7 protein-coding genes are annotated in these 14,873 nt (G+C 46.2%); 6 read left to right on the top strand and 1 reads right to left on the bottom strand.

The window, feature by feature from the left end; translation table 11 throughout:
• Positions 1 to 70 precede the first annotated feature (70 nt).
• The 6 genes from ebgA (at position 71) to ygjK (ending at position 11,339) form a co-directional block, all read left to right on the top strand.
• Positions 71 to 3,187, top strand: coding sequence for a beta-galactosidase subunit alpha (gene ebgA, locus BCT49_RS18340; protein ID WP_102437266.1), 3,117 nt, complete (start codon positions 71 to 73; stop codon positions 3,185 to 3,187).
• A gap of 3 nt (positions 3,188 to 3,190) precedes the next feature.
• Complete coding sequence (locus BCT49_RS18335) at positions 3,191 to 3,643, top strand: beta-galactosidase subunit beta (protein WP_102437264.1); 453 nt, start codon at positions 3,191 to 3,193, stop codon at positions 3,641 to 3,643.
• 220 nt (positions 3,644 to 3,863) lie between these two features.
• Complete coding sequence (locus BCT49_RS18330) at positions 3,864 to 5,288, top strand: amino acid permease (protein WP_102437262.1); 1,425 nt, start codon at positions 3,864 to 3,866, stop codon at positions 5,286 to 5,288.
• 628 nt (positions 5,289 to 5,916) lie between these two features.
• Positions 5,917 to 7,350 carry an amino acid permease gene (locus BCT49_RS18325; RefSeq protein WP_102437260.1) on the top strand — a complete coding sequence of 478 codons (1,434 nt, stop codon included), beginning with the start codon at positions 5,917 to 5,919 and terminating at the stop codon, positions 7,348 to 7,350.
• Positions 7,351 to 7,877: 527 nt separating this feature from the next.
• Positions 7,878 to 8,942, top strand: coding sequence for a protein YgjJ (gene ygjJ, locus BCT49_RS18315; protein ID WP_102437256.1), 1,065 nt, complete (start codon positions 7,878 to 7,880; stop codon positions 8,940 to 8,942).
• 15 nt (positions 8,943 to 8,957) lie between these two features.
• Positions 8,958 to 11,339, top strand: a complete 2,382-nt coding sequence (ygjK, locus tag BCT49_RS18310; RefSeq protein ID WP_102437254.1) for an alpha-glucosidase — start codon at positions 8,958 to 8,960, stop codon at positions 11,337 to 11,339.
• 236 nt (positions 11,340 to 11,575) lie between these two features.
• On the opposite strand, the gene BCT49_RS18305 is transcribed toward ygjK, so the two are convergent.
• Entirely contained in the window at positions 11,576 to 14,716 is a 3,141-nt protein-coding gene (locus BCT49_RS18305; RefSeq protein WP_102437252.1) for a beta-galactosidase, read from the bottom strand.
• Positions 14,717 to 14,873 lie beyond the last annotated feature (157 nt).

The following is a 14,873-nucleotide window of genomic DNA, read 5'->3' as shown; positions in this document are numbered from 1 at the left end:
ATTCACTACGACCCAATTACGCATAAGAACGTCGGTCAGCAAATTGCATCTAGGCCGAGAGAGAGGCAACGTGAACAACTGGGAAAACTTCCTGAACTTACATGAGAACCGTATGGCACCGCGTGCATACTTCTTCTCATACGCATCAGAAAAGAATGCAAAAACGTTTCAGCGTGAACTTAGCAGCCACTTCCAACTATTGAGTGGCCAATGGAATTTCAGCTATTTCACCAATCCACTATTGGTCCCTGAAGAGTTCTACTCTCAAGAAATGAAAGACTGGGGCCACATTACGGTTCCAAACATGTGGCAAATGGAAGGCCACGGCGATCTTCAATACACAGATGAAGGTTTCCCATTCCCAATTGATGTGCCTTTCGTCCCATCAGACAACCCAACTGGCGCATACCAACGCTCTTTCTTCCTTGGCGAAAGCTGGGACGAGAAGCAAACCATCATTAAATTTGATGGCGTAGAGACTTACTTCGAAGTTTACGTAAACGGTGAGTACGTAGGTTTCAGCAAAGGCAGCCGCCTAACCGCTGAGTTCGATATCTCTAGCCACGTAAAAGCAGGCAACAACCTTCTTTCTATTCGTGTGATGCAGTGGGCCGACTCAACCTACATTGAAAACCAAGACATGTGGTGGACGGGCGGTATCTTCCGTGACGTTTACCTTGTGGGTAAAGAGCAGTTGCACGTTCAAGACCTAACAGTTCGCACTGATTTTGACGATGCTTACCAAAGCGCGACCCTTTCGTGCAATGTTGCCCTAGAAAACCTAGCAGCAGCGGCAAACGCAACCCTTGAGTACGCATTGCTTGATGGCAGCCAAGTTATCTCGCAAGGCTCAGTAGATAGCTTAGCCGTCCCTAATCATAAGACTGGTGGCAATGTAGATACTCAATTCTCTATTGATGTGGTTAACCCAGTTCAATGGAACGCTGAAAACCCTTACCTATACCAACTGCTATTGACGCTGAAAGACGCTGACGGCAAGGTGCTGGAAGTGATTCCACAACGCGTTGGTTTCCGTGATATTAAAGTGCGCGATGGTCTGTTCTACATCAACAACAAGTACGTGATGCTGCACGGTGTAAACCGTCACGACAACGACCACTTGAAAGGTCGTGCTGTCGGGATGGATCGCGTAGAGAAAGATTTAGTACTGATGAAGCAACACAACATCAACTCAGTACGCACCGCGCACTACCCGAACGACCCACGCTTCTATGAATTGTGTGATATCTACGGCCTATTCGTGATGGGTGAAACCGATGTCGAAACACACGGTTTTGCTAACGTTGGCGACCTAAGCCGCATCACTAACGATGCAGCATGGGAAGCGGTGTTTGTTGAGCGTATCGAACGTCACATTCACGCTCAAAAGAACCATCCTTCTATCATCATGTGGTCGCTGGGTAACGAGTCAGGCTACGGCTGCAACATCCGTTCTATGTACGATGCAGCGAAAGCGATTGATGACACGCGTTTGGTTCACTACGAAGAAGACCGTGATGCTGAAGTGGTCGACATCATTTCAACCATGTACTCACGCGCTCAACTGATGAATGCCTTCGGTGAATTCCCACATGAAAAACCACGCATCATCTGTGAATACGCACACGCAATGGGTAACGGCCCGGGCGGTTTAACCGAATACCAAAACGTGTTCTACAAGCATGATGCAATTCAAGGTCACTATGTTTGGGAATGGTGTGACCACGGCATTCTAGCGCGTGATGAAGCGGGTACAGAGTTCTACAAGTACGGCGGTGACTATGGTGACTACCCGAACAACTACAACTTCTGCATGGACGGCTTGATCTACCCAGACCAAACTCCAGGCCCAGGCTTGAAAGAGTACAAACAAGTGATTGCCCCAGTGAAGCTTCGTGATTTCGATGCTCAAACGGGCACCTTCACCGTTGATAACAAACTTTGGTTCTCAAACATTGATGACTACACCATCACTGCAGAAATCCGCGCTGAAGGTGAGACCATTGCTGTACAGCACATCAAGGTTGAAGAACTGGCTGAAAACTCTAGCCGCGAGCTGACACTTAACTTGCCACAGCTTGATGAGCGCGAAGTGTTTGTGAACTTTACTGTTCGCAAAGATTCTCGCACGCCTTACAGCGAAGCGAACCACGACATCGCGGTTTACCAATTCCAAGTGAAAGAGAACACAGCACAGCTAGAAGCTTTCACCAACAACAATGCGACAGCACTGAATGTTGAAGAATCTCGCCTCGCTTACCTAATCAAGGGCCACAACTTTGCACTGAACTTCTCGAAAGTGAACGGCAAGCTGACGTCATGGTTAGTGAACGGTGAAGAACTGATTAAGTCAGAGCCGAAACTGAACTTCTTCAAGCCAATGATCGATAACCATAAGCAAGAGCACGATGGTTACTGGGAGCCTGCACACCTACAGATCATGCAAGAGCACTTCCGCACGCTAAACGTGGAAGAGAACAACGGCAAGGTAGAGATCACCACCACCAGCATCGTTGCTCCGCCTGTCTTCGATTTCGGCATGCGTTGTGAATACCGCTACCAAATCAGTGCCGAAGGCCAGCTAAACGTTGAGCTGAGCGGTGAGCGCTACGGTGATTACCCACATGTGATTCCAGTGATTGGTTTCGATCTGGGCATCAACGGTGACTTCGACCAAGTTCAATACTACGGCCGCGGCCCTGAAGAGAACTACCAAGACAGCAAGCAAGCAAACATGATTGATGTTTACCAATCAACCGTGGCTGACATGTTCGAGAACTACCCGTTCCCACAAAACAACGGCAACCGCCAACACGTTCGTTGGGCTGCACTTTCAAGCCGCGCGGGTAATGGTATTGCAGTAAAACCACAGCAAGAAATCAACTTCAGCGCATGGTTCTACACCAACCAAAACCTGCACCAAGCACAACACACCATTGAGTTAGAGAAGAGCGGTTACATCACCCTCAACCTAGACCACCAAGTGATGGGCTTAGGCTCGAACTCTTGGGGCAGCGAAGTGCTCGACTCTTACCGAGTTTACATGGACGAGTTCCGCTACGGCTTAACTCTAATTCCATTCCAAGCAGGCGATTGCGATGCGCAACACCTAATCAATCACAACTTTGGCGATGAGTTTTTTACGGCGAATACACCGAAAACTCAACCACAAAAGAACGAGGCATAAGCGATGATCGTTTTAGAGAACTTAGAACAATTTAAAGTCGTTTACCGCGACGGTCGTAAATGGCAACGCTGTGTAGAAGCGATTGAAAACATCGGCAACATCAAAGATGGTGTGATGTATTCAATTGGTGACTCATTGGCTTACATGATTGAAGACGGCGTGGCTCGTAACACAGAAAACTTTACTGGCAACCGTCGTTACTTCGACGTGCATTACTACCTAGAAGGTCGTGAAACCGTCGAGTTCGCAGCCAAATCAGAGCTAGAGCAAATCCAAGCTTACAGCGATGAAACCGACCGTGAACACCTAATAGGTAACGGTGAAACTCGTGAGTTAGTTGAAGGCCAAGTAGCGATATTTGATAACAGCAAAGCTTACCGCTTCCACGGTGATCATCGCGTTCGCAAAGTGGTGCTAAAAGTGACCATTGAAGACGGTTACTTCCTCAATAAATAAGCAACTGAAGCTATGTAACCAAAGCTAAAAACAAATAAGTAACTGAAACCAAGCTACTGAAGCCAAACAGCCGAAAGCAGCAACAACAAGATCTATTCACAGTGTGTACCGAGCCTTGCCGTTCAAGGCTCAGTCACACTGCATAACGCCTTTACGCTTCTTCCCTACAAGGAAGCTTAAAGAAATAACGACTATAATTACGTGACCCTTGGAGGACACTATGTCTGAATCTGTACGCGGTAAGTTAGGTAAATTTGCCTTGCTCTCCATGACATTTGCAGCGGTATTTAACGTTCGCAACATTGTAAATAACAACATCGAATTGGGATTGAGTTCAGCCCCTATATTTTTGCTTGCGACTCTTATTTACTTCATTCCATTCGTATTCATTATTGCTGAATTCGTATCAGCAAATAAAAATTCTGAGTCAGGCATGTATGACTGGCTTAAACAACCTTTAGGCTCAAAAGCCGCCTACTTAGGTTCATTCCTCTATTGGTTCGTTAACCTATTCTGGTTTGTATCATTGCTACCTAACGTTATCGCATACGCGTCTTACGCAATGCTTGGCTACGAGTACGCCTTCTCTCCTATTGTGACATCGGCAATCTCAATTGGTCTATTTGCGGCGGCAACGCACATCTCTACTAAAGGCGCGAGCTGGTTAGGTAAGATTGCAGAGATCGTGGCATACGGCGTATTTGCACTGTTCGCGGTTTACGTTATCGGCGCGATGATGGCACTCGGTGGTAACCATGAACCTGTAGAGCCAATCACGCTTGAAGCAATGACGCCAACCATCAACTGGGCAACGTTAGGCATCATGTGTTGGATCTTCCAAGCAGCCGGTGGTGCAGAAACTGCAGCCGCTTACCTAAACGATGTTAAAGGTGGTCATAAGTCTTTCATCAAGGTGATCATCAGCGCGGGTATCGCTATCGGTATCATGTACGCAGTCGGTTCTCTATTAGTGAACGTATTCGTTGCACGTGATGAACTCACTTATGCTGGCGGCATGGTTGAAATCTTCACTGGTATGGCGAACTACTTCGACATTTCACAATCTCTGACAGGTCGCTTTGTCGGTATCATCCTATTCGTCGCTATGTTCGGTTCGATGATGATGTGGACAGCAGCGCCAGTAAAAATTCACTTCTCTGAAATCCCTAAAGGTGTTTACGGTGAGAAGACGACTGAGCTTAACGAACACGGCGTGCCAGTACGTGCAGCATGGTGGCAGTTTGCGTTCGTATTCCTAATGCTAGTGATTAACGGCTTCGGTTCTGAGTCTGTACAAGAAATGATGAACACAGCGATTAACCTAACAGCGGGTACGGCAATGTTACCGCCTATCTTCATCATGGTGGCGTACTTTGTATTCCGCTTGAAGCATGACGATACGCCACGTGACTTCCGCATGGGTACTCGTGTTCAAGGTATGAGTGTGGTATCTGTCCTTATCGGTATCTTCGTTGTGAGCATGACGGCATCAGCATTCCCAACAGGTGTTGACTTAATGCAAGCGTTCTTCGTCAACGTATTTATGACGGCAGTGTTCTCAGCTATCGCTTGGTGGTGGATCTCTCGCTTTGAAAAGAAGCAAGCAGGTAAAGACGCAAAGCTAGAAGCCGCGAAGCAATCGTAGGTTCAAATATTCAAAGCTTCAAATATTCAAATATTCAAAGCTTCGCTAGATGATGAATCTATAAAAATCGCACAAATTAATAAGCGCCTTCGTGGCGCTTTTTTTTTTTTAATCAGACAATTAAAACCTCGCTTTCAAAAAATAAAAACGCCATTCCGTCAAGGCTTCACTTCACGAAAAACGTTAGTTAATTCGTAATAAAACCCGAACAAAAACCAAGGTAAAACATTAACTAAATTTATTTACTCAATGTCACATATTCGATCAATTTAGATTAACTTCCCGCCGCTTAATCTTTAATCTTCTTTCTGAAGAGACAGACAAACTCATAGAACAAAAAACGACATAAAGCCCTACAAACCTGCTACATCGTCGTACATGAGAAAGCCAGCCTCTTCAATGAATGCCTTAGTGTTGCGTTTGTTATTCAAGTAATAAATTTACTGAAATCAACAAGATCAACGCCAAGAAATTCGTTCGTAAATCAATACAAAAATAATAAATGAGCCAAGCCTGACTTCATAAAGCGGGTGTTTGCCAAACCAACATAACAATAAAAACACGGCCTAGATTTCCCTCTCTAGGACCTAGTAATAACGATCATCAACGTGATTCACCGGAGAACATCATGTCCGATAATAAACGCAGTACGATAGGCAAGTTTGCCCTACTGTCTATGACCTTCGCGGCGGTATACAGCTTCAATAACATCATAAACAACAACATCGAGATCGGCCTTTCCTCAGCTCCGATGTTCTTTTTAGCCACCATCTTTTACTTTGTGCCATTTTGTTTGATCGTGGCTGAGTTCGTATCATTGAATAAAGACTCTGAGGCGGGTGTTTATTCTTGGGTTAAAAGCTCTCTAGGCGGTCGCTGGGCGTTTATTTCAGCTTACACCTACTGGTTTGTTAACCTATTCTTCTTCACCTCTCTGCTGCCTAGAATCATCGCTTATGCGTCGTATGCTTTCTTAGGCTTCGAGTACATATTTACGCCGATAACTACGGCGATCTTGAGCACGATTCTATTTGCAGTTGCTACGCACATTTCAAACAACGGTGCGAAGCTACTTGGCCCAATCACCTCACTAACATCATCACTCATGCTGTTGCTGACTCTGTCTTACATCCTGCTTTCTGGTGGCGCACTGATCGGTGGCATCGAGCCAGCTGACCCAATCACCATTGAAGCGATGACACCAAGCTTTAACTGGGCATTCCTTGGGGTAATCACTTGGATCTTCATGGCGGCTGGCGGTGCTGAATCGGTTGCGGTTTACGTCAACGACATCAAGGGCGGACACAAGTCTTTCGTTAAAGTGATCATCATTGCCGGTATCTTTATCGGTGCGCTTTACTCGGTTGGCTCTGTGCTTGCGAACGTATTCGTTGCTCGTGAAGAGCTTAAGTTTACTGGCGGTTCGGTGCAGGTATTCGAAGGACTAGCAAGACACTTTGGATTGTCTGAAATTCTAATGAATCGCTTTGTGGGCGTGGTTTCATTCACTGCGATGTTGGGTTCCCTACTGATGTGGACAGCGACTCCGGTTAAGATTTTCTTCTCTGAAATCCCTAAAGGTATCTTCGGAGAGAAAACGGTCGCACTCAACAAACAAGGCGTGCCAGAGCGTGCGGCTTGGGTTCAGTTCTTCATCGTTATTCCACTGATGTTTATCCCAACATTGGCGTCTGACACCGTACAAGATCTGATGAGCACAATCATCAACATGACCGCTGCAGCCTCTATGTTGCCGCCACTGTTCATCATGATCGCTTACTTGCACCTGCGTGTGAAACTCGACCACTTGCCACGTGATTTCCGCATGGGCTCACGCCGAGTAGGTATCACCGCAGTATCGATTCTTATCGCTATCTTCACTGTAGGGTTCTTTGCTTCTACCTTCCCGACAGGTGCAGACATCATGACCATCATCTTCTACAACGTGGGCGGAATAGTGATCTTCCTTGGCTACGCGTGGTGGAAGTACGGTCAATACGAGAAAAGCTTATCTCCAGAAGAGAAGAAACTAGAAGCAAAACCGGAAGCGGCGAACGCCTAGTGTTCTCTTGACCTTGGTTTTAACCTTGACCTTGGTTTTAACCTTGACCTTGGTTTTAACCTTGACCTTGGTTTTAACCTTGACCTTAGTTTTAATCTTGACCTTAGTTTTAATCTTGACCTTAGTTTTAATCTTGACCTTGGCTTTAATCTTGATTTGAACTCTCTTAGGCACTCACTATTTGGCGAGTGCCTTTTTATTCGCTTCCCTTTTTTCTTATCGCTGCTCCTTACATCCTATTTACTGAGCTATTCCTTTCATCAAAATTAGATTCACAACACCGATATATCCCTCGCCTGACATTTGTTTATAAATTCAACTAAAACCCAAAATAAATCACAAGTAAACATTTACTAAAAACAGATCACACTTTTAGGTTTATTTAATTTTAAACACAAAAATAATCATTAATATTGGTTTTGCGATCGTAAGTGACCTGACCATATACGCCTTGAAGAGCAACCCATATTAGAAGTCAGAACTGCTTACGAAGCTTCATTTATAACCCCGACACAGAAGTGAACAAAATGAAAAGTAGTTTTACTAAAAAGACTCTTATTACAAGCTGTATTCTTGCTGCCCTTACGGCTAATGCGCACGCTGATGAAACCGCGGCTAACCACGGCGACACTCAGCCCCCTAAAACAGAATCAGAAACGCTGTTTAACTTTTACGGTGAGCTTGGCCTTGGTGGTCATGTGGCACTCGAAGGTGATGATAAGGGTCGCTACGCAGACGGCACTTACATTGAAGCAGGTTTAGCTATCGAGCATGGTAATTGGTTTGGTCTTGCTTACATGGAAGGCTGGACAGTACAGGCCGATGACGAAGGTAATGCTTGGGCGACTGGCCACGGCTGGGGCGGCTTCGAAGGTGGTTTTAACCGCTTTTACGCTGGCTACCGCACCGACGCAAAAACAGAATTTATTGTCGGTCGTATGGACTCGTCACTGGATGACGTTCAATGGTGGGGTGACCCAACAGTCGAATACGGCTACGCAATCTCAAACACGCGTGATGTACACGTCGGTGTGAAGATTCAAAACCTAGAAGGCAAACTTCGCTACAGCGTTTCATTCGCTCCAGAATCTGACTTCTCTGAAGACGATGCCCTACTTCACTTCGGTAAGTACGATAGTTTTGCAGACCAATGGAAAGACAAAAATGCCATGGTCAACGGTTACCTCCAATATGACCTCACTGACGACCTAACCCTAATGGGTGGCGGTGAAGTACGTAATAACGATGGCGGTGAGCTTCTACTATTGGGTGCTGAGTACAAAAACTTTGCCACTCGTGTTTGGCACGATACCGACAAAGGCAACCAAGAGTCTTTCGGTAGTGAATCAGGTATTCAAACCAGTGCATGGTACGAAGCCGCACAAGGCGTTTATCTATCAGCAGCCTACAACTACGCAAACTTTGACGGTGACAATGGCGACAAAGAGATCACCTCTTACATCAATGCCGGCGTTTGGTACGAATACGGAAACGGCGCATTTGCTACTGCGTTCGACAGCCGCTTTGGCGTAGGCAGCGACACTGAAATCGGCGACGCGCAAGTGTTCGCAATGCAATACTTCTACTGGTAATAACAGGAACTCATCATGAAACTGAATAAATCATTCGCAGCTCTCGCTATCGGCGCAGCACTTGTTGTTACTGGCTGTACATCAAATTCAAGCTCTGACACGGAGCAACTGCAAGCAAACGAATTTAAGAACGTTATCGACCGCACTGGTTCACCAGAATACATGCGTGATTACGACTTCGATGACCACCAGCGCTTCAACCCATTCTTTGACTTAGGTGCATGGCATGGTCACTTGCTGCCAGACACAGCTGAAGGCATGGGCGGTTTCCCAGGAACTGCTTTGCTTACTGAAGAATACATCAACTTCATGGCTGATAACTTTGACCGCCTAAGCGTGTTCAAAGATGGCAAAAAAGTCGCATTCACCATGGAAGCTTACAGCCTGCCAGGTGCATTAGTTCAGACACTAAAATCTGACGATGTCACGGTAGAAATGACGATGCGTTTTGCTTCAAACCGCACCTCTCTGCTAGAAACCAAAATCACTACCGACTCTCCTGTTGAATTGGTGTGGGATGGTGAACTGCTAGAAAAGACCCATGCGAAAGAAGGCGTAGCACAAACCGACAAAACAATCGCTGAAACTTACCCTGAGTATGACCGTCAAATCGTCGCAACCGACGATGGCCTAAAGGTCACCTTTGGTAAGGTGCGTTCAACTTGGGATCTGCTGACATCAGGTGAGTCTGAGTACCAAGTTCACAAATCGATTCCAACACAAACTACAGTGGATGGTTTAGCGTTTACTTCAACGGCAAACATTGAAGAATCGACCACCATTTACACCACTTACTCGCATGTTCTAACGGCAGAAGAAGCACAAGCTGAACAGCCAGAAATCAAAAAGATCATGGCAAACCCGACCGACTTCCTCGCAGCATCAGCAGAGCGTTGGGAAGGCTATCTTGAGATGGGCTTAACCAACCCGAACGCGACACCAGAACAAGAACGTGTTGCTGTTAAAGCGATGGAAACCCTAAACGGTAACTGGCGTGGCGCAGCAGGTGCAATGGAGTTTGACTCAGTGACACCATCAGTAACCGCGCGTTGGTTCTCGGGCAACCAAACTTGGCCGTGGGACACATGGAAGCAAGCTTACGCAATGGCTCACTTCAACCCAGACGTAGCGAAAGACAACATCCGCGCGATGTTCGCTTACCAAATTCAAGCTGACGACGCCGTTCGCCCTTGGGATGAAGGCTACGTACCCGATCTATTGGCTTACAACATAAGCCCAGAACGTGGCGGCGACGGAGGTAACTGGAATGAACGTAATACCAAGCCAAGCTTAGCGGCATGGGCAGTAATGGAAGTCTACAAGACCACCAGCGACGAAGCTTGGCTTGAAGAGATATATCCAAAGCTAGTGGCATACCATAATTGGTGGCTACGCAACCGTGATAACAACGGCAACGGTGTACCTGAATATGGCGCTGCTCGCGACAAAGCACACAACACACCTGAAGGCGAAATGTACTTCACTGTGGTTCGTGGCGACAAACATGAAACCGTCGTAGGCCAAGCAGCACTCGATAAAGTTGTCGCTGAAGGTAATTACGATTACATCGAAAGCCCAGCTCAAACGGCAGCGTCTTGGGAATCAGGTCGTGACGATGCAGCCGCATTTGGTTTCATCGATAAAGATCAGCTAGACGCGTATGTCGCGAACGGCGGCAAACGCAGCGATTGGGATGTTGAGTTCGCTCAAAACCGCGCTGAAGATGGCACGTTATTGGGTTACTCACTGCTACAAGAGTCTGTCGATCAAGCAAGCTACATGTACAGCGATAACAAGTACCTAGCAGAAATGGCTGACATTCTTGGTAAAGACGCAGAAGCGAAAGAGTTCCGTGAAAAAGCGGAGCATCTATCGAACTACATCAACACCTGTATGTTCGACGAAGGCACTAACTTCTTCTACGACATTCGCATTGAAGACAAACCACTAGCCAACGGCTGTGCAGGTAAACCGATTGTAGAACGTGGTAAAGGCCCTGAAGGTTGGTCACCACTGTTCAACGGCGCAGCAACACAAGAACACGCTGATGCAGTCGTAACGGTGATGAAGGATACGGAAGAGTTCAACACCTACGTTCCACTAGGTACTGCGGCGCTGTCTAGCCCAGCATTTGGCCCAGATATTTACTGGCGTGGACGTGTATGGGTAGACCAGTTCTACTTCGGCCTAAAAGGCATGGACAGCTACGGCTACCGTGACGATGCGATTGAAATGGCAGGCGCATTCTTCGACCACGCCGATGGCTTGGTGCAAGATGGCCCTATCCGTGAGAACTACAATCCACTAACTGGTGAACAACAAGGTGCACCAAACTTCTCTTGGAGTGCCGCTCACCTATACATGCTTTACAACGACTTCTTTACCGAAGCTGAATAAGGCTAAGTAGCTTGCTTGCTAGATAAATCAATAACTAGGTTGCTAGGTAAATAAGTAACGAAGTAAATAAGCGCTAAAACATCAATCACTTAGATACTTCAAGTGATTGATAATATTAATTTCTGCCCCTGACTTCTCTTTCAGGTTTGGGCACTCAGCGCAAGTTGAGTGCCCCTTTTATATCCGCTTAGATAGCATTTGGCCTGCCATGATCTTTTTACTTTATTCGCTGTACGTTAACTGTGTTTACCACAATGAAAACGCACCTGATAATGGTAATGCTCTTCCAATAATTTGAATTCATCATGTACGCTTGGCGTCCAAGAGTCATCCCCGCCAACTCCCATATGAAAGCCATCGATGTTCACAAACAGCTGTTCTTGCTCTACTAAGTCACAGGTGTGTTTCGCCTGCTGCAATTGCTGCTGACCAAATCGACTGACAGAAAAATGGAAGTTTCCTTTCAGTTCAAATTCACCAATATTTGCTTCACGAACATCACAACGTAAGCCGCTGTCTGACGGGAAAATATAAGGGGTATGCATTTGAGCAATGCTCTGCTGATGTAAACCAACATGTGCCGAAAGCTTTCTATCGGGATAATTTTCATGAGGTCCGCGACCGAACCATCTCACGTTATCAGGGATGTTTTTCAATGCGAATGTTAATCCCACTCGAGGTAAAGACGGCAAGCCTTTCGCCGCTTGCACATCCACATCTAGCTTAACCTCACCATCAGCAAATAATTGGTATTGCCAAGTCGACAACAAACGAACTTGCCCTTCAACTAAGTGAGCAATTCTTGCCGTCACTGAGACTGAGTTTTTCTGAGTGAAGTGGGAAAATTCAATACACTCAGGTGTTAGTGAATCAAGCCCCATTGCCTGCCAGCGTGCTATCCATGAATTAGGATCGACTCGGTTTGCTTCACTGACACCGATATCGTTATCGAGTGGTGCTCGATAGAAGTTATCTTTGAGACCACTGACTAACTGTTCAACCCCCTTCACTTGCCAACGGTCTAAAGCCCCCGTTAGCACATCAAACTCAACTTGATAATCATCGCCTATCACAGACAATCGCTTCTCCGTTTCACTGACTTTCGGAGGGTGCGTCGAGACATTCGCATCAAGTACAAGTTGCGATAAGGTGGGTAAATTCAGTTGTTCAATGGCCGTTACATGTCCTTTATCAGCCCATCGCGTCGCTGAATTCAGCACCACTTCTAGGTTTAAATAATTAAGGCTATTTGGTTGGCAAACAACGTTGGCTCCATCAAGCTCAAGCAGTACGCTCGATTGCGACTTCACAAGTAATTCAACGCTTCCATTACTCTGAATAACGCCATTTTGCGTGATGTTCCAATTCAGTGTTTCGATAAGCTCAGCATCAAACAAATACTCACTGGTTATTTCGATCACCAGTGGTGATGCAGAAACCAACTTGAACTGATAAAACTGCTGCGCTTTTTTCACTTCATGTAAGGTTGGATGAACCGTTCTATCAGGGAAAACCAATCCATTAATACAGAATTGGCGGTCGTTAATCTCATCGTCGAAATCACCGCCATATCCCCAGTATTTCTGTCCGTTCGAGTCAATTTTGGTTATCCCCTGATCGACCCAATCCCAGATAAAGCCACCTTGCAGCCTAGGGTTGTCTCGGAACGCGTGCCAATATTTATCGAAGCTACCGAGGCTATTGCCCATCGCATGTGCATACTCACACAAGATCAGCGGGCGCTGTTCGTTAGGCAGAGCAATAGCTTTACAAATACCCACTCTAGGAGTGACTTCAGGCTGGCTCTCAACCACAGGTAGATCCCAATCAACACGTGCGTACATTGGGCATAAAATATCAGTCGCTGCAGTATCGGCACCGCCGCCTTCATACTGAACTGGTCGGGTTGGATCGGCTTGTTTCACCCATTGATACATCGCATGGTGATTACGCCCAATACCTGATTCATTGCCTAGCGACCAAATGATCACGCTGGCGTGGTTTTTATCGCGCTCGACCAGTCGAGTCATACGGCGCATATAAGCATTTAACCATGAAGCATCATTTGATAGTCGGCACATAGGAAACTGGCCATGAGTTTCAACATTGGCTTCATCAACCAAATACAGGCCATACTCATCACACAATTCATACCATAATGGGTGATTCGGATAATGAGCGGTTCTAACGGCATTGAAGTTATTTTGTTTGAGCAGTTTGATGTCTTGAATCATCCCTTCACGAGTCATGGTGTGACCCAATTCAGGGTGATGTTCATGGCGATTCACACCACGAATCAGCAACGGCTTACCGTTAACTTTGAGCAAACTATCGGTAATTTCAACACATCGAAATCCGACATCGTAAGCCTCACAATCTATGAGCTCATCTTGTTGATTGAGTAACGACACCACACAGCGATATACGTAAGGTGACTCGGCACTCCACTTATTCGGATTCACAACTGAAATACTGTGTTCTGCGACTTCAGACCAAGGCCCTTTCTCATCCACCACTCGCTCACCCAAGCCAACAGTTTGAGACTCAGAGATGAGTTGCCCCTGCGCATCAAACAGTTCGACTTTAACTCGGTTTATTTGTTGATCTTGGTTAGCTTGATTATCTTGAGCTGATGGATTTGGTTTCGATATTTGTGTCGACACCTTCAAACACGCATCTCGATAACAAGCGTCCAGTTGAGTTTCAACCCGAACATCTTCAATGGCGACTTTTGGTTTTCTCAATAAGGCGACGTCGCGGAAGATACCACTCAACCACCACATATCCTGATCTTCAAGATAAGAACCGTCGGACCAACGCAGCACCATCACCGCTAAGGTGTTATCTCCCGCCTGTAGGTAATCAGACACATCAAATTCAGCAGGTAAACGGCTATCTTGCGAATACCCAACCCACTTGCCGTTACACCACAAGTGGAACGCTGAGTTAACGCCATCAAAGGTGAGTCGATGAGTGTCTAATAACGCGTGCTCTGCGCAATTAAAACGCGTGCGATACAGCCCAGTTGGATTGTCGGTTGGCACAAAAGGCGGTTTGTCATCGAACGGGTATTTCACATTGGTGTATATCGGTTTATCAAAGCCCTGCATCTGCCAATTGCTTGGTACTTCTATCTTCTCCCACAATGAATCATCGAAATGTTCAGACACCGACTCTTCCGTCACGAACTCGGGCGCATCAAACAACTGAAATTTCCATTCCCCATTAAGGGAAACTTTACGTGGTGAATTTTTGGTGAGCGCTTGTACGAATGAGGTGTAAGCATTGAGAGGTGCATGAGCCTCAATGACATTATGGTGAGTTATATATTGGTTTTCCCATTCACGGGCAGAGATGACTTGAGAGAAAGTTCTCATGGAGTGTTCCTTACGATAAACCGTTCAAAGTGAATCATTGCAAGTAGTGCTTAGTGCTTAAACCGCGCTTTGGACGCGACAAATGCCGACGAAATAACACCAGCAATGACAAACTTAGAAAAAGTAGAAGCCGCAGCGAGAACTGCTGCGGCGAATA

The sequence above is a fragment of the Vibrio lentus genome, from assembly GCF_002875945.1.
Lineage (GTDB): Bacteria > Pseudomonadota > Gammaproteobacteria > Enterobacterales > Vibrionaceae > Vibrio > Vibrio apostichopi.
This window is presented reverse-complemented; position numbering and strand designations above follow the sequence as displayed.